A 21496-nucleotide genomic window follows, 5' to 3' on the forward strand; every position below is an offset into this window, starting at 1 on the left:
ATATGTTGGTGCTTCGGGGTAAAAACACGAGTACGATCCTATGCCTTATCGAAAGGATAGCTCTCTGCGCGGCCGGTCATGCTCTCGCAAGAGCATGAGATACGCAACAGTTCTGAAACCTTCTGCTCCCAGGATGGAAGGTATTATCTGTGCTTCTGTTTCTTCAGCTCTACATCCTCCATGTAGATATCTTCGCCATTACCTCGACGGATCAGTCTTTGAGCAATCCTTCCATATCGTTTGATAGAGTACCGCCATTCTCAGAAGGCTATCCTGTTTGATGGCATCTTTAGAAAAGCTTGTAACAATCTTCAACGTCCCAGAACTTCGTTCGGGGTGACTTCCAGGAGCACCTTTGCGCACTTTCACAATGTTTTTGTGTGCAATATCTGGGTTATGATAAGCACGTACAACGGCTCGTTTAATCATGAAACTCCTTTAGTAAGGCTGAAAGTAAACCTCAAGATCGAAAACAGCATAATCATTTACAAAATCGAAGTCAGTAACCTCCCATCCATCGTCTGTATTATCCACTACGAGGGCGTAGTTTCCCGGAGCCACGCCGTCGAATTCAAAATAATAATAACCTTCCTCACATTGCATCACATGACATCTTTACCTTCCTGAGTAAGCGTCCTTTCAAAAAAGACTAAGATCATCTTACACCCATCTCAACTTGGCTCAAAAGACGCTCATAGTACTCTTTGTGGAGGAATTCGTCGAACAGTTCATACTTCGCTTTCATTTCACTATACCTGATCCAGTTCAATATCCAGCTGAATGCCATTGCTGCAGGAACAATATACTGGCCTCCCGGAACAAAAAACAGCGTGATTATACAAGAGTTCAGGAGGGTCTGGGGAGAAAATAGTGCTTCTCTGAATGACCCGGTCGCTATGGCTCTTAGGGTGATATCCACTACGATGTAAATGATTGGACCTAGGAATCCCGAAGGCAAAAATGACAGGAATCTGCCAGGCTGAGAGTAGACATACGGGAATATCCTTGAAACAAGGAAGTTCACAACAATTGTCGAACCAGTACTTATTACAAACCCCGTGAACGTACGCTCTAAAGCAGTTATTGGATCAACATCCAGAAGAGCGACCTGGTATATGAAATCGAAAATACTCAGCACAGCAATACGTCCCACGGCCCTGATAGTAGTAGGCTTGAAGAATTCTCTCGATAGGATTTTTCTTGCTTCCACTACTGATTCATATGGGACACCTGCCTTTGTTTTGGAGTCTTGAAGAATGTGAATGGCCCATGCTACTCGTTTCTGTGAAACTGAAAGCCCGGAGCTATCACTACTTAGAAGCTTTGCTAAACTATTCGTGTCGTGTCCCCACCTTTCTCTGTGATACCATCCACCAGGTGCATAGGAGCCCGGAACAGTATCTATAGCTCTGTGAAAGGTCACTAATTGTTCGTATCTTGCAGGAATTTTTAGAATATTTAGCACTCTCACTGTTTCGGAAGCATGATACATCTCAGGCAATCCGAAAGCAAACACCGATACCAGAAACCAAAAGGCTATCAGTGTCTTCTTCATATCCGTTGGCCCCCCCTTCAGGGTGATCGTTTACCTTGATTGAACATGGTGTCAACGAATACCTTGAGATCGTTTTCTTTTTTCAATTTTTCCACGATCTTGGATAGTACCCAGTTGTAATACACATTGACTTCCGGAAACAGGTATCTTGTATCAATCTGTCCTAGTTCTTTTGCATACTGCTGTATCTGTGAAACATTCCAATCTTGACTGTACACTTTCAGAATCTCCAGAGCCCACCGATTGTAATCCTTCAAATTCCTCAAGCTTTTCTCTTCAAGTGTCTTCTGCATAGCTTTCTGTACGTTGTACATACCCTCGTAAATTCTCTCTCTGTCACTGTTTTCCAGAAGAGGATTATTAATCAATCTCTGGGCTTTTGCCAGTAGGTTCTGAACTTTCGCCGATAGTTCTGCTTCATCCATATCTGGATATGGTTGAAGTTGTTCTCTTTCCAACTCAGAACATAAGGAATCGACCTCTTTGTTCAGTTCTTTTCTTTCTATGTCACTGATTAGCTCATTAATTCTGTCAATACGATCTTTGATGGACGTGCTATCAACTGCGTTCAGAGCAAATCTTTCCTCAAGGGAAACGGCCATTTCTAAGGTCACGTATGCAAGATTGAGTGAGGGATTCTCTAATGCTGAAAGGCGTTCCAATCTTTTGAGAAGCAAATCCACAATGTTGTCAGTCAATTCCCTGGAAGATGAGAAAACATGCAAAAAATTCTTTATTAGGAGGTTTACCCTGTCTGTGTTCCCTTCCTCTTCCAGTTTTCGAATGTACTTTACCATATTCTCCAGATATTTTGATCTTTTGTCTCTTATGAGCTTCAGAATTCGGTTCAGACTCAGAAAATGCGACGGTTCGGCCTCGGACATGAACTTTATGATGAGAGTTTCTCCGTCGTTCAGTATCCCGAACACGGCTTGAGGATTGTCAACGTTCGAAATGACTGCGCTGAGGATCTGATCGTATTCATTGAGAAGTTTGGCATTGTCTGGGAAGATCTTCAGCGAGTTCAAAATCATCAGATGAGCGGTCTCGTAATCGGATGAGGAAAGTCTTAAATCTGCTTGTTTGATAATATCACGAACTAATGAACCATCATCTCGTGCTCTAATAATCGCGAGTCGAGTGGCACCGATGAAATGATTGAGCATAAGCAATGCCAGCAGACTGGTCGCAACTGAAGCAGAACACAAAATCATCAGAACAACTACCGTGAGTTTCGAGATGACAGGCTCTTTCTGATTAGTGATATGACTTTCTCCTTCCTGGTCCTGAGGATCCTTTTCCCTTTCGTTTTCCTTCATGTCCTGTCCCTCCTTCGCAAACTTTCGGACATAACGACAACTTGGACAAGTTTCTTTAATCATTGGCAGGGAACTTGATCCTTTTCACTCAGTAATGCAGACTCCATCATCTAAAGGTGAGCGTCCTAAATTCATTCAAGAGCCTTCCATCAAAGCTGACTCTTTACAAGCTCGAGTTTGCTAAGGATCTCAATTACCTGTGATAGTTTTTCATGTGTGTTTATGACGTCGGTAACGCTCCAGTATCCCAGCATCTTCGGAAGTTCTCTGGAAGTGGTTCTACATTGCGCCAGTTTTTCGAGTGCTTGAGAAAAAGCCACCCATCTCAGATCAGTTCCAAGAACTGACGCAGGATCTCTTCAGTCTCATCTGAACTACGGTGTTGTATGGGATACCTACCATGTCGGAACAGATCTATGATGGTGATCAAATATCCCCCCTACGTACATATAATAGCACTTCTGAAGTGGAAGAACGAAGCGTGTATATGTACCACCTACACGTGAAGATGTGTAATATATGTGTGTGACCTTCTGGTGTGCAGAACTGACAGCATCGACTCATGAAGGCGCTTTTTAATACTCGTACTCACTCACCACGTTCCCGTTGACATCGTACAGTGTAGCTTTATCACCTTTGTCGTTCCAGATGTATTGGTTCGTCCATACGAGGGCTCCACTTGCCTCTGGTCCTGAGTGCACAGATATTATTTCGCCTGGATCAAGCGTGATATTTGGGAACGTGTACCACTGTCCGCCCTTGCTGAAGATCTTCCAACCAGCGAGGTTCACAGGAGAAGTTCCAAAGTTTTGAATGACAATGTATTCATCCTTGCCTTTGTACTGAATAGTGACAATCTTCACGTTGTACGTCTTTACGTCCTCTGTCTCCTGCGATTCGACAGGTGTACTCTCTTGTGTTTTCTGTGGTCCGGTGGATGTACTTCCCTGCGCTTTCTGTGGCTCGGTGGATGTGCTCCACAGTCCAAGTCTGAGTTTTCTCGCATAGCATTCAAGCTCTCTGAATTTCTCCATGTACTCTTCTTTGAACGCAAAATCAGTGTAAACGTTTCCGTATCCGTTCAGGATCAAGACGGCGTTCCACAAAACGTATTTTGTTTCTCCTCTAAATTCAACAGGAAGCCACACGTACGCTAAGAGTCGTCCATATTTGTCCTGCCTGTTCTGGTCATACGTCAGATAGACCGTTTTGCCTTCAAGATGTGTCCTCGTAAACTCCGATGCTTCTTTTCCAAACTGCTCAACGGGCTTGCTTGGATGTACCGTTTCGGGCGTATTCACACCGATCAATCGAACGTATACGCCATCGTTTATCACAATCGTGTCTCCGTTAACAACCCGTGAGCAAAATGCCTCATCACTCGTTGCAGGATCATCAAAGAAAGCAAAGTCATAGAGGAACGAGTTGACTATTACGAGAGACAAAGCAAAAGCGATGGCTGAAAAAATCATGAAAAACACCGCTACAATCAACCTTTTCACGATCTTCACCCCCCAGAATTGTCCTTCACGATAGCCCCTTTGCTGCCTGTGCGATCCACTTTCCTGAATATCTTTCTGAAACTTGAACTAACTTCTTTGAATCGTTGGTTGAGTAACATCCAGTTTATATTTTAGCGGAGTTAACTCTGGCTGAACTGTCCCTTGTTCTGAATCGCCCCCCGGAGAATAAACAGGAAAATAATGCCCCCGAATAACCTCGGGGGCCAGTCTCAGTAACGTTCGGGTTTCATTTGAAATGCTTAAACCTGGTTACATACCTGGTAGCGGGGGCAGGATTTGAACCTGCGACCTTTGGGTTATGAGCCCAACGAGCTGCCTGGCTGCTCCACCCCGCAACGCCGTTAATCATATTAGCACACAACCAACTCAGTGTCAAGTTTCTTCTACTCTTCACCACATCCAGAACTGGCTTGTTGATTGTACTCGACCATGTTTTGAAAATGTGGTCTGGATCTTTTCCATCAGCAACAGCCCAAACATGACGTTGTATCGGTGAGTTTTACATCGTAGTTTCCTCGCCGCAATAGTCACATCCGTATATATATTTATGGGAGCGCTCCTTGGATGGTACATTCTTCAGCGGGAAGCATCCCGTAAATGGCCCTTGGTCTAATCTTTCGTAACGAACTATGCTTGAAAAGAGTGTGCGCTCCCAATCTAATGGTTTCGGAAAGATTCATCAAAATCATTGAAAGTTGCAACTCTCACAGACCAAGCATCACCATTCGAACCGAATCATCACTATACATAGCCAACTACGAAACACGAGATCGCCGTGAAGACCATGCGAACGAAGCGGTCACACAACAAGGACTCAAATCAAAAAGATATTGTTGGTTGATTCCTCGCGAGAGCTCTCCCCAAATTCTAAGCACCCTGGTAGGTTAGAAAACTGAATAAACGATTTTCATCAGCCATAATCCCAAGCCCCCGCAAGGGGGCTTTTTGCGTTTGTCCTCATCGACTGAGCCTCTCACTTTCTTGCTCTTTCAACTTGCCCTTCAAAAAATGTTAAGAAGCGAAAGGTATTATCATTGCTGTGTTTTCGTTGTGCACTTCTACCTGTGGGAGGGAGAAAACATGGAGAAGCTCTTTCGTTTGAAAGAGCAAGGTACTACTGTTCGTCGCGAGATCATCGCAGGAATCACAACATTTCTCACTATGGCCTACATCGTCTTCGTGAACCCTTCGATCCTCATCAACGTAATACCTGGAGCAACCCCTGGTAGCAGTCTGTACACACAGTTTTTCGGGGCTTTCATGGTCGCCACCATCATTGGTAGCTTCATCGCAACGATGATCATGGGGCTCTACGCGAACTATCCATTTGCACTCGCTCCAGGTATGGGCCTGAACGCTTATTTTGCTTTCACAGTGTGTCTGAAGATGGGCATAGACTGGAGAGTTGCGCTCGCAGCGGTGTTCGTGGAAGGGATAATTTTTATCGTTCTGACGATCACAGGAGCAAGGAGCTTCGTTGTCAAAGCGATACCTGCTTCGGTGAAACTCGCAACCGGTGCAGGCATTGGATTGTTCATCGCGTTCATAGGTTTGAAGAGCGCTGGGATCGTCGTGAGCGATCCTGCAACCTTTGTGAGTCTTGGTCATCTGAGCGACCCGAACGTCTTGGTGGCGATAATAGGTTTCTTCATCATCGCTGCGCTTTTCGCTATGAGAATACCGGGCGCCATTATGATAGGTATCTTAGCGAGCACGCTCATAGGTGCGCTACCGATTTTCGGTGTGACGAAGTATCAGGGAATTGTGGGTAAGGTACCGAGCATTGCACCGACGTTCATGAAAATGGATTTCAACCTTCAGGCGCTCGGGAGCGCCACGTTCTGGATGGTGGTTTTCACGTTCTTCTTTGTAGACTTTTTCGACACGGTGGGAACCTTGACGGGACTGGCCGAATCAACTGGCTTCACAAAAAACGGTGAATTCCCGAGAGCCTCGAAGGCGTACCTTGCAGATGCAGTTGGAACTTCAGTGGGTGCGATGTTCGGAACCTCCACGGTAACCACTTACATAGAGAGTAGTGCTGGAATAGCGGAAGGTGGAAGGACTGGATTAACCGCTGTGACGGTCGCCGTTCTGATGCTGTTGATGCTCTTTTTCTCACCTTTGGCGATGACCGTTCCCGCTGCGGCAACGGCCCCTGCTCTGATATTCGTCGGCGTGCTCATGATGAAGAGTTTGAAGAAGATCGACTGGGACGATGTGACGGAAGCGATTCCTGCGTTCATAACGTTGCTCATGATGCCATTGACCTATTCCATCGCCAACGGTATAGCACTCGGAATCGTTACGTATCCCATCGTCAAGTTGCTTTCGGGAAAAGGTAAGCAGATACACTGGTTCACGTGGATCCTTGCGATTCTGTTCGTTCTGTATTTAGTGCTGTTGAGAGAGTGAAGAAAAAGCGGGCCGAAAGGCCCGCTTTCATTTCAACGCGAGTTTCCGCTCGGATTTGCCTGTCAGATAAGCCACCACGATCTCGCTGAGCTTGGGATATTTTCCAACATCGCTGCTTGCCTTCACGAGCACGTTCTGACCCACCAAACCAACGACTTCTCCATCCTGAATGCTTTCTCCCTTTTCGACGATCCTGTGCTTCTCCTTAGCCTCATCTATAGAGTCTGTGTAGATGATCCTTCCCTCTTTGATGATCGCCATATGTGTTGCGTACTCTTCAAGTTCGAAGATCTCGTGGGAAGAGACTATGGCCGACCTTTCTCCATCCACGTACTCTTTCAAGAGAGACATCACTTCCAGCCTCACCGTGGGATCCAGGTGTTGCGTAGGTTCGTCGAGGATCAGCACGTCTGCCTGACTGGAAATGCATAGGCCAAGCAAAAAAAGCGTCTTCATGCCTATGGAGTAAGATTCGACCTTCTGTGAAAGATCGAACCCATAACGAGCCACGAAATTTGAGAAGATCGAATCGTCCCATTTGGGATACAGGCTCGCCCACAGCTGTGCGTAGTCTGCCCCACTGAAGTTTCTGAAAACAACTCTTTCTTCCGGCACAACGGCGATCCTTTGTTTTGCGGTGTGCGATGTGACGTGTTCGAACCTCTCGCCGAAAAGGGTCACTGAACCGGCATCTGGCTTCAACACTCCAGTGATGCAGCGGATCGTTGTGGTTTTTCCCGCGCCGTTGGGACCAACCAACGCAAGGATGCTTCCAGGCTCAACAAAGAAAGACACGTCGCTGAGCACCTGTTTGCCAGAGAAATTCTTCCTGAGATGCTCCACTCGAATCATCTTTCACCACTCCTCGTCGTGAACAATCTGTAAGAAGCGTAAGTGAGCACCGCGGCGAACGCTGCCGAGGCTAACACACTCTCCTGTCTCAACGGGCTGATGAACTTGTATGGGTTGAAACTGACCGAGAGTCTCGTCGAGCCGATCGAACCCATGACTATGTCGAACAAGAGGAACAAGAAAGCGGCGCCGAATGGGTCGAATCCCACGCTGACGGCAGACAACACGATGCTCAGATAAGCCCAGAGAAAGATCAGCGATTTGAGCAACGTGAGCCAGACTCCGACATTTTTCTCAGCGAAGGGTAGACCAACGAAAAAGGTTATGCCGAGCATGAGCGAAAGGAAAGCGTATTCAAACCAGAAGATCTGTTTGCGTGTCAAAGGAAGGTAGAGTAACAGATCCAACCTCTTTTGCCTCACGTCGCTGGCGACAGAGAAGAGTATCAGGAAGAACGTGCCGAACACCTTTGCACCATAGTTGGGTATCATCATGACGACGAAGAAGAACACCATGCTCGGGAACTTTTCAAGGAGTTGCTTTTTCATGTAGGCTTCAAACTCTTTCATTCCTCCACACCTCCTCAACGAGGACTAAAGTCGTGTACAGATCGAACTGTTTTGATTTCAACTTCGATACCAACTGCTTGATTGCGACAACCACTTCGGCATCGATGTTCAGTTCTTTCACCACGAAGTATCCGATGCCTTGCTCCGACACAACGAGGCCTTCCGCTTTCAGCCTTTCGAGGGCTTTGAGTATCGTATTTATGTTCACGTCGAAGATCGTCTCGAGCTCTCGAACCGTCGGAAGTTGCTGACCCGCTTTCAAATTGCCGAGCAAGATCTCCGCTTTGATCTGATTGACTATCTGAAGGTATGCAGGTACACCGCTGTGTTTGTCGATCTTCCGCAACATCACCATCACTCGCTTCGGATCTTCACGTTTGAACTCTGCAACTGCAACTTGTTTCCTATCTTGTTGCGTACGGTGACCGTGCCACCCGTTCCGTTCAAAACGAGCACGGTGGGAAGCGTTCCCGTCACGTCGATGGTTCCGTTAACGCCCACGGCATCCACAATCACCGACTCACAGTTTCTCAGTTCGACTTTCAGGTTCACTCCAGTGCCATCGATCTTCGTTCGTGTGAAAGAGAATCTTCCATTCAGGTTCACACCCGTTCCATCCACTATCAAGTTCTCACCCGAGAAGTTCCCACTCATGTTCACACCAGTCCCATCGACGAAAAACCGCGTGCTTACTAAATTACCACGCACGTTCACAGCCGTTGCCCTCAGCTCGAGCTGTTCGAGCGATCCCTCACCCTTGAGCGAGATCGAGGTCGCACTGAGTTGGAGGGTCTTTAGTACATCCGTCCCGATCCTCAAGACGTACTTTCTCGACTTCTCCCCACCAGAGATCTCCAATCGATCTTGAAGGTTTCTCACATTCAACTCCGAGGGATACTCGAGCGATCTACCCTCGACAAGGGACACCTCCAAGCTCCCATCGATCTTGATCGAGATGGACGGTTCGATCTGAATCGTTGCCGTCGGTTTGCGCTCGGTTTGAACCGACACGTACGGCCACACGTTCAAGTTTTCGAGTGCCTGAAAGATAATCCTCGAGTACAGATTCACCGTCATAGGCAAGAGAAAAATGACGATCGACAGCACGACGAGTCCGGCGATGCGTTTGATGTAGACTCTGAGGGAAAGCGCAAGTATCACGATCGAGGCTAAAGCAACGATAAATTTGAAAGGTGCAAAGGGTGTCAACCAACCGACTAAACCGAGCACTGCGATGGTGATGAGCGTTCCCAGGAGTTTGGATTGCACGATGGAAAACATCCTGTCACCTCCATTGTCATAGTGTTCTATAGATATAGAACACTAAAACTCTGACATTGCCGTTTCCCTTCTGTATCTGTTCTGTATCTCACCGTCTCTTTGAAGAGTCTTGAACAAAGCCAACGTGTGTGGTAATATTATTTACGACGGCGCGCCGAGGTGGCGGAAATGGCAGACGCGCATGACTCAGGATCATGTGGGTTTCCACCCGTGCGGGTTCAAGTCCCGCCCTCGGCACCAGAAGGCCGGGTCCACCGGCCTTAAATTTTGTTTGGAGGTTCGTTCTTGGAAAAGGTAGAAATCTTCGGCTTACCAATCACTACAGGAACCTTTAGCGAGATGCTTGAACAGATCCAGAGCAGAATACTTCAGAAGAAGAAGACCTTCGTTGTCACCGCCAACGCAACCATCGTCGTGACAGCCATAGAGAAGCCAGAATATAGGAGGATCGTTCAGAGCGCCGATTTGGTGCTACCAGACGGTTTTGGCGTTGTCATGGCGATAAGAAGGTTCCACAAAAAAAGTTCTGAACGCGTCACCGGCATAGACATGATGCTTGAACTCTGCAAGTTCGCGGCAAAACAAGGATTGAGGGTCTTCTTGCTTGGAAGCAAACAGGAAATCGTTGAAAAGGCTGCCAGAAACCTTGAAAGAACTTACGGGAACATAGTGGCTGGTTATCATCACGGTTACTTCGATGGTGAAGGACCAATCGATTTAATTTCTTCCTCGAAAGCCGATCTGTTGTTTGTGGGAATGGGTGTGCCAAAACAGGAGATGTGGATTGGTGAAAACTTCGACAAGATACCGGCCACGCTCGCCATGGGCGTGGGTGGGTCTTTTGACGTGATATCAGGTTACAAGAAAAGGGCTCCAAAGATCATCCAGAACCTCAAGCTCGAATGGCTCTACAGATACCTCCAATCACCGCTTCAGAAAAAGAACGTGCCGAAAGATGTGACCAAGCTGCTCTGGTACATCCTCAAACCTCCGCGCGGACTTTGAGCAAGAACATCACAAGAACACTCGCAAGCTGAAGCAACAAAGAAAGCAAAACCATGACACCAAGCCAGTTCTGATACAGAAGTCCCATGACGAAGCTTCCCGCAAACCAGGAGATGCCAAACACGGAGTTCAACAGACCGTAGGCGAAACCTCTTCTTTCGGGTGGTATCATCTTCGCTATCACTGCTTTCATCACCGATTCTTGCGCCCCCATGCTGATGCCCCAAAGGCTAACACCGATGATCACAAAAGTTCTGGCATCGCTCAGAAATACGAAGGGGGTAGCGAACGCTCCAACAGCTGACGAAATCATGAGAGACGTTATGCCAAGTTTGTCGTAAAGTTTACCAAAGAAGATGGCAGACGCAGCATCAACACCCATCGCGACTGAATAGAGCAAAGGAACTATTGCGCTCGTGAAGATCTCCCGCTTGGCCATGTGGTAAGAGAACAAGGGAAAATCCACGAAACCTGCGGCGAGCAATCCAACAGCGACCAGATACAACACAGCTTCCACGCCCAAACCTCTCGAAGGCTGAGATTTCTCGACTCCACTCTTTTCGAACTCGATCGGCCTTGGAAAGAGAAACTTTCCGGTGAGCAAGAGCGCCATCGAGACGCTGGCAGGTATCCAGAGGACCGAGAAACCGAAATGGTAACGTTCGATCAACTCACCAGATTTAAAGCTTAAGATCAATGAGAGCAACAATGGACCCGTGACGGCTCCTATCTGGTCCAGAGCCTCTTCGATCCCGAAACCGAAGCCTGGGCCTACTTGCTTGGCAGCGTAAGACACCATACTGTCCCGTGCGGGTTTTCTTATGGCTTTCCCAGTGCGCTCCAGAATCATGAGAAAGACGGCTACCCTCCAGTCCCAAACGAAGGCCAGAAGAGGTATGGCGAAGAGGTTGAAACTGTAGCCCAGCAACGTGAAGAACCAGTAACGCTTAGTTCGATCGACCAAATAACCTGTGAAGAGCCTGAGCACGTAACCTGCGAATTCACCGAAACCTGCGGCGAACGCCACCACGGCGGCACCTGCGCCGAGCTGTAACAAGAAAGGACCGGCCACACCGCGTGCGCCTTCGTAAACGATGTCCGAGAACAGGCTCACAAAGCCCATCAAGACGATGAAGATCATCGCTGATCTTGTTTTTCCACTCATCTCGCCTTCCTCCTCTCTCTTTGGCTTATTATATGTTTTAGAGGTGAAGCAATGAAGATAAAACGATTAGACGATTCTGTCGTTTCTAAGATCGCAGCTGGTGAAGTGGTGGTCGGCGTTCATTCTGTTGTGAAAGAATTGATCGAGAACGCTTTGGACGCCAAAGCGAAGAAAATCGTCGTGGAACTGATCAATGGTGGAAAGAGCGAAGTGAAAGTGAAGGACGACGGTGAGGGCATGGACGAAGAAGATCTAAAAGTGTGCTTTCTGCCACACACAACGAGCAAGATCAGTAGCTTTTCCGATCTGTCCAACCTTTCGTCGTTTGGATTCCGTGGAGAAGCGTTGCATTCGATAAGTTCTGTTTCAAAAATGAGAGTGATATCGAAAACAGCATCAGCACCATTTGGTCACGAGATAGAAGTGGTGGCAGGGAAACTCGTCTACAGCAGACCGATCCACTCGGACGTGGGCACAACAGTGATCGTGAGAGATCTTTTCTTCAACGTCCCTGCGAGGAGAAAGTTTCTGAAATCTGCGGCCGTGGAATCGAGGATGGTAACAGAAATCTTCGAGAAATTCTGCTTGTCGCGACTGGATGTACACTTCGTCCTGGTGAGAGATCAGCAGGTCGTGTACGATCTGGCGGCGTCGGACCTGCTCGAGAGGGTGAAAGCCATCTTTCCGGATGTTCCAGTACAGAGTTTGAAATCGTTCGAAGTCGAACACAAGGACATGCAACTAAGAGGTTGCTTGAGCCTGAACACGTTCGCAAAGAGGGGAATGGTGATCTGCTTTGTGAACGACAGGTTCGTTGTGAACCAAACCCTCACGAGTGCTGTCTATGCCGCGTACTCTGACATGCTCGAAAAGGGCAAACATCCATTTGTGGTGTTGAAATTGTCTTTGAACCCAAGAAACATCGATGTGAACGTGCATCCTCAAAAACTCGAGGTCAAGTTCGTCAACGAGGAAGACGTGTTCAAGTTCGTCAGGGACAGTCTGAGGAGGTTGCTTGCGAAACCCATCGTGAGACAGATCCACGTTCAGGAAAGGCCACGTGTTGCGGAGCCCGTTGAGTTCTACAGACCGAGCGTACAGCCAGAAAAGATCGAGGAGGTTGAAGAGAGACTCTTAGAGGGAGAAAAGCTCAGATTCGTTGGGACAGTGAGGGGTAGGTACGTTTTGTTCGAGAAAGATGAAGGTTTAGTAATTTTGGACTTTCATGCGGCACACGAGCGGATCGTGTTCGAGCAGATGATGAATTCTTTGGCAAAAAGAAACAACAAAACGTTGATCGTTGCTATGAGGATCAGGATGAAAGAAACGGACGCCGCTTTACTCGCATCGTCTCAAGTATTGAAAGAACTCGGTTTCGCTCTGAGCGTGGGCGACGAGGGACTCGTCGTGGAACAGATTCCAGACTGGATGGAACTCAGCGAGGTTGAAGAGTTCCTGAGAGAAAGCGTCGATGAACTGAAGCTTGTCGATCTTCAGGGTATGAGAGAAACGATCAAGAAGATATTGGCGGACCATGCGTGTAAAAAATCCATGAGAACGAGAGACAGAGTGAGCGAAATCGAGATGAAAGAACTCGCAGAGAAGATCATCAATGAGGGTTACAGCACTTGCCCGCACGGTAGACCTCTGATGTTCTCGATCGGTTTCAGGGATCTGGACAGATTCTTTGGGAGGGATTGAGTGGAGGACATCACAATCAGATGGGTTAGGCTTTCCGACGCACCACAGCTTGTGATCTTTAAAAAGGCTGTGACGAGCGAGTCTCCTTTTCTCATAACCTATCCGGACGAGGTGGAGGATGTCTTTGAGGCGCGGCGCTTCATAAGTATCTATTTGACAGACGAAAGGCGGATCTTCCTCGTTGCGGAGCACCACGGAGAGATCGTCGGAATGATAACGCTCGCCGGAAGCTGGAAGAGAAAGATCCTTCACAAGGCGGAGCTGGGTATAAGCGTGAGGAAACCTTATTGGGGCAAGGGTATCGGGAGCATGCTGATGAGCCAAGCTCTCAGAATTGCGAAAGAGAAGGGCTTCAAGAAGATCCAGCTCGAGGTCATGGCAAACAACGAAAGGGCCATCAGGCTGTACGAAAAGTTCGGCTTCGAGCTCGAAGGAAGGAAGAAGAAGGCGATACGCCTGAACGATGGGTACGTTGATCTGTTGGTGATGGGAAAATGGCTCGAAGATTGATACGTTCCCTGTTGCTGGCGCTCTTGTTTTTCGTGTTCGCAATGTTGATCTTCCACCTGTACGACTGGAGCGCAGGTTTAGAACGCTTGCAGGAGCAGTTTCTGGATCTGTGCCTCGTTGCGATTGATCTTCAAACGGAGAAACTGGTCGAGGGATCGCTGAAGGATGTCAGTTCGCCTGAACTGGTTCGTTACACAGAGATAGCCAAAAGGCTCGGTGGGTACGTAGGTTTCGATCCTGAACTGAAGAAGACTGTGGTGGCGGTGAGGAGAGATTCCAACGTGAAAGTGGCCGTTGTGGATCTGAAACTCGGTTTTGAGGGGTTCGTGTACTATGTGTGTGATCCGTCTGGTGTGGTGCTGGCTTCCTCGAACAAGTCGATGGTGGGAAAGAACATAGACGCAGTCGTTTCGGATCTATCGAATTTAACTTCTTCGCTGATAAAGTACGAAGGAAAAAAGTACCTCTTCAAACAGAAAAACAACGAACAGTTCGGTTTCAGGGTCTTTGTCGGGACGACTTACAAAAACGATCGATTGCAGAGTTATCTCATCTTTGCAGTCGCGATCGTGCTGTTCCTGGTTGGATTGATTCCGGGGCGAAAAACTGACAGAACTGAAGAAAAGATCGAGAGGGCGATAAGTGATATCATCGAGAAACACAGGTTCGACGAAGCCACGATAAAAAACCCCGCTTTGAGAAACCAGCTTTCGAGGCTGGCGAGCAAACTTGAGCGAAGCGACAGAATGTTGCGCGAGACTGCCGAAAAGCTGGAGAACTTGAAACAGTTGCTCGAGAGGAGGAAAGCCGGTTCATAGATTGCGAATGAACACTAAGATCTCCGCAACGGCAATGAAGAGTTCCTCGGGGATCTGTTGGAGGATTTCAAGCTCGTACAATTTCTTCACCAGCTCGGGCGATCGAACGATTGGAACGTTGTGTTTCTTCGCTTCCTCCAAGATCTTTCTTGCGAGTTCACCTTTACCCTTCGCTATGACGAACGGTGCATCGAATCGTTCTGGATCATAACCGAGAGCCACCGCGATCTCACGCGTACAGTCCATCGATACCTGCCCCCAAGACGAACCTCACGATCGTGAAGTGTTTCGAAAGCCTTTCTCTCAATTCTTCCATCTTTTCGGTCGGCAGCATCTGAGAAAACGACAGCACGATCTGATGTTGCCAGACATTTCCCTCGAGCACGATGGGCTTTGAGTCTTTCACGAAATCTATCCTGAAAGTGTGGTGAGACCTATCGATGTACACATGTACGGGCGCTTCTTTGTCGGGAAAGCTTTGAAAGATATAAGGACTGGAGAGTGTGAAAAGCCAGATGCCAAAGCTTTCGTCCTCGGCAGTTTCGTAGTATCGTGCGATCGAGCGGTAGAAATCTCTGTCCAACTTTCCTGTCCTGCTTTGAACGGCCTGCACCGTTTGGGAAAGGAAGACGACGTCTTCGTCGAACCTGAACTTCTTGATCGCCTTCAGAATCGGTTCGAGCGAGGACAAAGATGGCGAATCACCTTTCAGTTGCAGGACCTTTTCAGCCAGATAGACCTTGTCGAGCAACGGTTGATCACTTATGCGCACGAGCTTGCCAACCTCTGGTGGTTGACCTTTGACCTTCACCACGATGTCGCCTTTGTCGGTGCGCAGCTTGGCGAACTTACCGAAAGTTTCCACGACGAAACCTTCCAACATCATTCCTCCAACAGAATTATCGGTTCTGATATGATTTTACTGTAGACGCTTCGGCGTGCGGAGGTGACTCTGTGAGGATCTCGGACTACTTCGAAGCCGGAACGCCCGCTGCGTTGCTCGCGTGGGGCCAGCTTGATTCAACACTGGCCAAAACCACCCATGGGCTTCTCAGACACAGCAAAATTCTCAAACCCGTCTGCGTCGTGGCCGAGCACGCAGGTAAGAGGGCGTCGGATTTCGTTAAGCCCATAAGGTACGATGTGCCCATCGTTGACAACTTGAAAGATGCAGCGCGTCTTGGAGCGAAGGTGCTGATCATCGGGATCGCAAGTGTTGGAGGTTATCTACCACCCATCATGGTGCAGCACGTGCTCGATGCGATCAATCTCGGTATGGACATTCTTTCAGGGCTCCACATGAAACTGAGCGAAATCGAACCTTTCAAGTCTGCGGCAAAGACGGCGAAGGTCAGAATCATCGATGTACGACACTACAACGGGGAGCTTTCTATTTTCCGTGGTGATATCTTCAAAAGCAATACGTTACGTGTCGCGGTGCTTGGTACTGACTGTGCTACAGGTAAACGGACCACCGCGGTTCAACTGTACGAATTCGCATTGAAGAGAGGCCTGCCAGCGGCTTTCCTCGCAACGGGTCAAACCGGTATCATGCTTGGAGCCGATGAAGGTGTCGCGATCGATGCTTTACCTGCTGATTTTATACCGGGAGTCATTGAAAAGCTCATTTTGAAGCTTGAATCTGAGGGCAAGAAACTGATATTCATCGAAGGGCAGGGCGCACTGAGGCATCCTGCGTACGGGCAGGTCACACTCGGTTTGATCTACGGTTCGATGCCCCAAATGAGTGTGTTCGTGCACGATCCGAGCAGGAAGCATTTCGAGTACTTCGAAGGTATAGATATGAAACCAGATGTGGATGCAGAAATCACACTGGTACAGAAATTTGTAGCCACAAAGGTGCTCGGCATTTCTTGCCTGGACGAGAATTTCAAGCATGAAGTCTATCCGGTGTTCAATCCATTCGATGATAGTCAGATCGAGAAAATCTTTGAGAGAATGGGGGCGATGTTGTGAAGATCAAGAGCGTGAAGTTCGAAAAGACTTATTACAGGTACTTCGAGCCGTTCACGATCTCTTTGGGCACCCACGAAGATCAGGAGAACATCGAAGTGCGCTTGGAACTCGAGGACGGCACCGTTGGGCTCGGTGAGGCGTCCACTCTGTTCGTTATCTCGGGTGAAACGGTCGAGATCATGATGCAAGCAGAGAAAACGGTTCAGGAAATGATCGTTGGTGAGGACGTTGAAAGCTACGGGAAACTGTTCTCAAGGCTTCAGCAACTCAGGGCGACACCTGCGATCAAAGCGGCAGTCGAGTTCGCAATAATCGATGCCTTCTGCAAGAGAATCGGTATCAGACCATACGAATTTTTTGGAGGGGCGAAAGACCACATCGAGACCGACTTGACGGTGGGGATAATGGATCTTGAGAAGACGCTGAAGAAGGTGAAAAAGATATACGAGGATGGTTTCAGAATCATAAAGATAAAGGTTGGCAAGAACTTCAAGGAAGACGTTGAAAGAGTGGTTGAGTCCAAAAAGATCGCTCCGGAAGCCGTGTTCATAGTGGACGCGAACCAGGGCTTCACTCCGAAAGAAGCGATCGAGTTTGCAAACACACTTCACTCAGAAAGGGTGGAGGTTGTGGTGTACGAACAACCTGTTAACCGCTACAACATAGAAGGCCTCAAGCTGGTGCGGTTCAACTGTCCTTATCCTGTGGCGGCGGACGAATCTATCTTCACCAAGTACGATGCGCTGAGGTTGATCAAGGAAGAAGCTGTGGATTTCATCAACATAAAGCTCATGAAATCTGGTGTGAGTGACGCACTGGCGATAGTCCATCTGGCACAGTCGGCTGGCGTTCAGCTCATGATAGGCTGCATGGGTGAAAGTAGTCTTGGAATAAATCAGAGCATTCACTTTGCGGCCGGCACTGGTGCTTTTGCTTACCACGATCTCGATGCGCACCTGTCTCTGGACGAGAAGACCTTCAGGGGTGATTTCAGACAAGAAGGGCCACACATCTATCTGTGAAGGCAACATTTCCGACTTAAAAGGTCCAATATGCTGTAAAGCCAGGTGATTAAAATCTTAATGGGGTGTGAACGGTGCTGAGGTTGCAGAACGTCAGTCTCGTCAGAGATTCCAAGTTCATACTGAAGAATATCAATCTGACGTTCAACGAGAAAGAAGTACACGTCATCATGGGGCCGAACGGGGCTGGCAAGTCCTCGTTAGCCTATGTGATCATGGGATTGGAAGGCTACAAACCAACCGAAGGAAGGATCTTTCTCGACGATGTAGACATCACCGACCTCAGAGTCGATGAGAGGGCGAAACTCGGGATACATCTCATGTGGCAGGAACCAGTCAGGTTCAGAGGTCTGACGGTGAGACAGTACCTCACACTGGGTGGAAAAATGAAGGTTTCACAGAGTGATCTCGAGGAAGTCCTGCACCTGGTCGGCCTGTCTCCGGGTCTCTATCTTAACAGGATGGTCGATGAATTGTTGAGTGGTGGTGAGAGAAAACGAGTCGAGCTGGCGTCCATCTTGTTGCTTAGACCGAGATACGCGATCATGGACGAACCTGATTCTGGCATAGATATTCTCTCACTCGACATGATAAAGGCTGTGGCTCAGAGAATCGTCGAACATCGTGGCTCACTCGTAATGATCACACACCGCGAGGAGATGGTTTCGATCGCAAACGTTGCCCACGTTCTGTGTGATGGTAGGATCATTCAAACTGGTCCACCGGACAAGATCATGAGGTATTACAAAAGCTTCTGTGACGTGTGCGATCACACGAACGTGCCGGCCAAGGAGTGATGGGTATGCAAGTTGATGTAGACAGAAGAACTGAATTCGAAGCCCTCGTTAAGGCGTACGAGAAGGCCGGCGGGGACGTATCGAAGTTTCTGGACAGAAGGATCGCTTCGATCATCATAAGCGGCGATAAAGTGGTCGGCCTGAACAACGTTCCGGGCGTGGAGCTCGTGCCGCAGACGATAGAACACGGCGTTCACGCGAAGATGATCATAAAGAAGGGAACCAAGCTCTCGTTCCCAATCCACGTGTGTACAGGATATCTACAACGCGACGGCTATCAAAAGGTGATCTTCGACATCGTCGTGGAGGAAGATGCCGAAGCCCACTTTGTCGCACACTGTGTGTTTCCATGGACGGAACAATTCACCCACGATGCACTCATGAACGTCGTGGTCAAGAAGAACGCGAAGATGTCCTACTCAGACGAGCATTACCATTCGGAAGCGGGCACGGTCAATCTGATCACTGTTTCACGCGTGGTCGTGGAGGAGAACGGGCTCTATGTGAACAGATTCGCGCTCACGAAGACCCGTGTCGGCAAGATGAGGTTGGACTTTTCTGTGGAGTTAAAAGATCGTGCGGTGGCTGACATGCTGGCGCGCGTGAGGGCGAGTGGGAACGATGAGGTGGACATCCACGAGAAGGTGGACCTGGTTGGTGTCGAATCTCGAGGCGTGCTGAGTACCATCGTCGTTGCACTGGATAGAGCCAGAGCGCGTGTCGTCAACGAGGCATACGGAAGAGGAGAGTACTCGAAAGGTCACGTGAAGTGCGAGGAAATCACCAAAGGTTCAGATGTGCAGGTGAGCACGGTTCCAATATTGAAGGTCTTCAACGACAGAGCGGAACTCACCCATGAAGCGTCCATAGGTAGGGTGAACGCGAAGCAACTTGAAACACTCATGAGTAAAGGTTTGAGTGAAGATGAAGCCACCGAGCTCATCATAAAGGGACTCTTAAGTTGATGGGGGTGTAGAGGATGGATTACGTGGAGAGGGTAAAGAAGGCTGTGGAGTTTTTGAAAGAAAGAATCGAGGTATCGCCGACCATTGGAATCGTGCTCGGTTCTGGACTTGGAAGGATCGCGGAGGTCATCGAATCACCCAAAACTATAAGGTATGCAGAAATCCCAGGTTTTCCAGTGGCAACGGCGCCAGGTCACAAAGGTGAACTGATCTTTGGAAAACTCTCTGGCAAAGACGTCGTGCTCATGAACGGAAGGTTCCACTACTACGAGGGACATTCGATGCAGGATGTGACGTTCCCCATAAGGGTCATGCAACTTTTGGGTGTGAAGTATCTCTTTTTGACCAACGCGGCTGGCGGTTTGAACCCATTGTTCGAAGTTGGAAGACCGATGATCATAACCGATCACATAAACTTCATGTGGGACAACCCGCTCAGAGGAAAGAACGTGGACGAATGGGGACCGAGGTTCCCGGACATGAGCGAGCCTTACGATAGAAAACTCATAAGTCTGGCAAAAGAGGTGGCTGAGGAGGAAAAGATAGAAGTTTACGAAGGTGTGTATGTGGCGGTGGCAGGACCCAACTTTGAGACGGCAGCAGAACTTCGCATGTTCAGAAATCTCGGTGCGGATGCCGTGGGTATGTCCACAGTGCCGGAGGTCATAGTCGCCAGACACGCTGGAATAAAAGTGCTGGGAATATCTGCCATCACGGACCGTGCTGTACCCGAGGATCTCAAACCGCTCACTGCCGAAGAAGTTCTGAGAATAGCTGAAGAAACCGGTAAAAAGATCGCCCGGATCATCCTCGGGGTGGTGCGGAAACTCTGAAGGAGGTGGATCATGAAGGTTTTCTTGGATAACTGCAGAACTACCAGGGTTCTTCCGGAAGTAATCGGAGAAGTTGAAAAATACATGCTTGAAAAGTTTGCAAGGCCCGACGGTTTGTACGAGTCTGCACAGGAGATCTACGATGAGCTTACCGAGGCACGAAAATTCTTTGCCAAAACGATCAACGCCAATTCAGACGAAGAGATCATCTTCACGTCTGGCGCCACCGAGGCGAACAACCTTGCTCTGATAGGTGTGGCGAGGGCAAACAAGAAGAGAGGCAATCACATCGTCGTATCTGCTCTCGAGCACGGCTCAGTGATGAGTATCGTAGACGCTCTGAAGAAAGAAGGTTTTGAAGTGACTGTTGTACCAGTGGACCACGAGGGAATGTTGAGGCTCGAAGAATTCGAAAAAGCCTTGAGACCCACAACGATCCTGGTCAGTGTCATCGCGGTCGGTCACTTCGTGGGTTCGATCATGCCCCTGAAGCAGATCGGAGAGATTCTTTCAAGGCAGGACCACAAGATATACTTTCACACCGACGCGGCCGAGATGTACGCAAAGATGCCTTTGGACGTTCAAGATTTGAAGCTGGATCTTGTGAGCGTCAGTGGACACAAGTTTCACGGACCAAAAGGCGTCGGTTTTCTGTACGTCAGAAAAGGAACGAAGATCGAACCCATCATGTACGGTGCAGAATCGTTTGACAAGCGAAGACCTGGTGGAGAAAACGTTCCTGCAATCATGGGTATGAGGAAGGCTGCGGAACTCGCCTTCGAGCAGATGGAAGAATCTTACAGAAGGTTGAGAGAGCTTCAGGATTACTTCATAGGAAGGATCGAGAGCGAGATCGAGCATGTCGTACTGAATGGACCAAGGGGTGAGAAGAGAACACCTTACAACGTGAACTTCAGCTTTTCGTTCATCGAGGGAGAAGCGATCAGCTTGGGTTTGAGTCTTGAAGGAGTAGAAGTTGCGACAGGCTCGGCTTGTGCTTCGGAATCTCTCGAACCCAACTACGCGATATTGGCCATAGGTGGTGATCACGAACGTGCTCACGGCTCGATCCGTTTCACGTTCAGTCGATTCACAACAAAGGAAGAACTCGATTACACGGTCGAGAAACTGAAGAAGGTCGTCCAGTGGTTACGCAACATAAGCCCGCTCAAGGCTGAGAGGTGATGCG

General features: G+C 48.5%; 22 protein-coding genes and 2 tRNA genes. 13 read left to right on the plus strand and 11 right to left on the minus strand.

Going from position 1 to position 21496, the window contains the following annotated elements; translation table 11 throughout:
• The first annotated feature begins 149 nt into the window (after nt 1-149).
• On the plus strand, nt 150-281 hold the full coding sequence (locus AJ81_RS11060; protein WP_257008736.1) for a hypothetical protein: 132 nt from the start codon (nt 150-152) through the stop codon (nt 279-281).
• A 374-nt stretch (nt 282-655) separates the two neighbouring features.
• Here the strand turns inward: AJ81_RS11060 and AJ81_RS09965 are convergent, their stop codons facing one another.
• The 4 genes from AJ81_RS09965 to AJ81_RS09980 all read right to left on the minus strand — a co-directional run bounded on the left by AJ81_RS09965 (nt 656) and on the right by AJ81_RS09980 (nt 4732).
• Nucleotides 656-1555: a hypothetical protein gene (locus AJ81_RS09965; protein ID WP_031502642.1), complete on the minus strand. Its 900-nt coding sequence runs from the start codon at nt 1553-1555 to the stop codon at nt 656-658.
• 17 nt (nt 1556-1572) lie between these two features.
• Nucleotides 1573-2874 (minus strand): hypothetical protein, encoded by a 1302-nt coding sequence (locus AJ81_RS09970; RefSeq protein ID WP_031502643.1) that lies wholly within the window; start codon nt 2872-2874, stop codon nt 1573-1575.
• Between the two features lie 575 nt (nt 2875-3449).
• Nucleotides 3450-4376: a thermonuclease family protein gene (locus tag AJ81_RS09975; protein ID WP_051368916.1), complete on the minus strand. Its 927-nt coding sequence runs from the start codon at nt 4374-4376 to the stop codon at nt 3450-3452.
• Nucleotides 4377-4655: 279 nt separating this feature from the next.
• Nucleotides 4656-4732 (minus strand) — tRNA-Met (locus tag AJ81_RS09980).
• A gap of 745 nt (nt 4733-5477) precedes the next feature.
• Here AJ81_RS09980 and AJ81_RS09985 point away from each other — a divergent pair.
• Complete coding sequence (locus AJ81_RS09985; RefSeq protein ID WP_031502647.1) at nt 5478-6812, plus strand: NCS2 family permease; 1335 nt, start codon at nt 5478-5480, stop codon at nt 6810-6812.
• Nucleotides 6813-6839: 27 nt separating this feature from the next.
• Here AJ81_RS09985 and AJ81_RS09990 read toward each other — a convergent pair whose 3' ends face one another.
• The 4 genes from AJ81_RS09990 to AJ81_RS10005 are packed head-to-tail and all read right to left on the minus strand — an operon-like array spanning nt 6840 to nt 9514.
• Entirely contained in the window at nt 6840-7664 is an 825-nt protein-coding gene (locus AJ81_RS09990; protein ID WP_031502649.1) for an ABC transporter ATP-binding protein, read from the minus strand.
• On the minus strand, nt 7661-8233 hold the full coding sequence (locus AJ81_RS09995) for a hypothetical protein (RefSeq protein WP_031502650.1): 573 nt from the start codon (nt 8231-8233) through the stop codon (nt 7661-7663). Before AJ81_RS09995 ends, AJ81_RS09990 begins: the two co-directional genes overlap by 4 nt.
• Nucleotides 8220-8582, minus strand: a complete 363-nt coding sequence (locus tag AJ81_RS10000) for a GntR family transcriptional regulator (RefSeq protein WP_031502652.1) — start codon at nt 8580-8582, stop codon at nt 8220-8222. Before AJ81_RS10000 ends, AJ81_RS09995 begins: the two co-directional genes overlap by 14 nt.
• Before the next feature lie 5 nt (nt 8583-8587).
• Nucleotides 8588-9514 (minus strand): hypothetical protein, encoded by a 927-nt coding sequence (locus AJ81_RS10005; RefSeq protein WP_031502654.1) that lies wholly within the window; start codon nt 9512-9514, stop codon nt 8588-8590.
• Nucleotides 9515-9667: 153 nt separating this feature from the next.
• Here AJ81_RS10005 and AJ81_RS10010 point away from each other — a divergent pair.
• Together AJ81_RS10010 and AJ81_RS10015 are read left to right on the plus strand one after the other, a co-directional pair.
• Nucleotides 9668-9754 (plus strand) — tRNA-Leu (locus tag AJ81_RS10010).
• A gap of 45 nt (nt 9755-9799) precedes the next feature.
• Nucleotides 9800-10519, plus strand: a complete 720-nt coding sequence (locus tag AJ81_RS10015) for a WecB/TagA/CpsF family glycosyltransferase (protein WP_031502655.1) — start codon at nt 9800-9802, stop codon at nt 10517-10519.
• Here AJ81_RS10015 and AJ81_RS10020 read toward each other — a convergent pair.
• Entirely contained in the window at nt 10497-11684 is a 1188-nt protein-coding gene (locus AJ81_RS10020) for an MFS transporter (RefSeq protein ID WP_031502657.1), read from the minus strand. The genes AJ81_RS10015 and AJ81_RS10020 overlap by 23 nt on opposite strands.
• Nucleotides 11685-11735: 51 nt before the next feature.
• Here AJ81_RS10020 and mutL point away from each other — a divergent pair, with 51 nt between their 5' ends.
• The 3 genes from mutL to AJ81_RS10035 are packed head-to-tail and all read left to right on the plus strand — an operon-like array spanning nt 11736 to nt 14713.
• Nucleotides 11736-13385 carry a DNA mismatch repair endonuclease MutL gene (mutL, locus tag AJ81_RS10025; RefSeq protein ID WP_031502658.1) on the plus strand — a complete coding sequence of 550 codons (1650 nt, stop codon included), beginning with the start codon at nt 11736-11738 and terminating at the stop codon, nt 13383-13385.
• A complete protein-coding gene (locus AJ81_RS10030) occupies nt 13386-13895 on the plus strand; it encodes a GNAT family N-acetyltransferase (protein WP_031502660.1) in 510 nt (169 codons plus the stop codon).
• Complete coding sequence (locus tag AJ81_RS10035) at nt 13880-14713, plus strand: PDC sensor domain-containing protein (protein WP_031502662.1); 834 nt, start codon at nt 13880-13882, stop codon at nt 14711-14713. Before AJ81_RS10030 ends, AJ81_RS10035 begins: the two co-directional genes overlap by 16 nt.
• On the opposite strand, the gene AJ81_RS10040 is transcribed toward AJ81_RS10035, so the two are convergent.
• Both AJ81_RS10040 and AJ81_RS10045 read right to left on the minus strand, forming a co-directional pair.
• A complete protein-coding gene (locus AJ81_RS10040) occupies nt 14708-14959 on the minus strand; it encodes an EscU/YscU/HrcU family type III secretion system export apparatus switch protein (protein WP_031502664.1) in 252 nt (83 codons plus the stop codon). The genes AJ81_RS10035 and AJ81_RS10040 overlap by 6 nt on opposite strands.
• Nucleotides 14943-15593: a hypothetical protein gene (locus AJ81_RS10045; RefSeq protein WP_031502666.1), complete on the minus strand. Its 651-nt coding sequence runs from the start codon at nt 15591-15593 to the stop codon at nt 14943-14945. The genes AJ81_RS10040 and AJ81_RS10045 overlap by 17 nt, the downstream gene beginning before the upstream one ends.
• A gap of 74 nt (nt 15594-15667) precedes the next feature.
• Between AJ81_RS10045 and AJ81_RS10050 the strand changes: the two genes are divergently transcribed.
• From AJ81_RS10050 to AJ81_RS10075, 6 genes are all read left to right on the plus strand, one after another.
• Nucleotides 15668-16690: a DUF1611 domain-containing protein gene (locus AJ81_RS10050; RefSeq protein WP_031502667.1), complete on the plus strand. Its 1023-nt coding sequence runs from the start codon at nt 15668-15670 to the stop codon at nt 16688-16690.
• Nucleotides 16687-17712 (plus strand): L-Ala-D/L-Glu epimerase, encoded by a 1026-nt coding sequence (locus tag AJ81_RS10055; protein WP_031502669.1) that lies wholly within the window; start codon nt 16687-16689, stop codon nt 17710-17712. The genes AJ81_RS10050 and AJ81_RS10055 overlap by 4 nt, the downstream gene beginning before the upstream one ends.
• A gap of 74 nt (nt 17713-17786) precedes the next feature.
• Nucleotides 17787-18509, plus strand: a complete 723-nt coding sequence (locus AJ81_RS10060; protein WP_031502671.1) for an ATP-binding cassette domain-containing protein — start codon at nt 17787-17789, stop codon at nt 18507-18509.
• 5 nt (nt 18510-18514) lie between these two features.
• Nucleotides 18515-19474, plus strand: coding sequence for a SufB/SufD family protein (locus AJ81_RS10065; RefSeq protein WP_031502673.1), 960 nt, complete (start codon nt 18515-18517; stop codon nt 19472-19474).
• A gap of 14 nt (nt 19475-19488) precedes the next feature.
• Complete coding sequence (locus tag AJ81_RS10070) at nt 19489-20307, plus strand: purine-nucleoside phosphorylase (protein WP_031502677.1); 819 nt, start codon at nt 19489-19491, stop codon at nt 20305-20307.
• A gap of 12 nt (nt 20308-20319) precedes the next feature.
• On the plus strand, nt 20320-21492 hold the full coding sequence (locus AJ81_RS10075; RefSeq protein WP_031502679.1) for a cysteine desulfurase family protein: 1173 nt from the start codon (nt 20320-20322) through the stop codon (nt 21490-21492).
• The last annotated feature ends 4 nt before the right edge of the window (nt 21493-21496 follow it).

This window comes from Pseudothermotoga hypogea DSM 11164 = NBRC 106472 (genome assembly GCF_000816145.1).
GTDB classification, from domain to species: Bacteria; Thermotogota; Thermotogae; order Thermotogales; family DSM-5069; genus Pseudothermotoga_A; species Pseudothermotoga_A hypogea.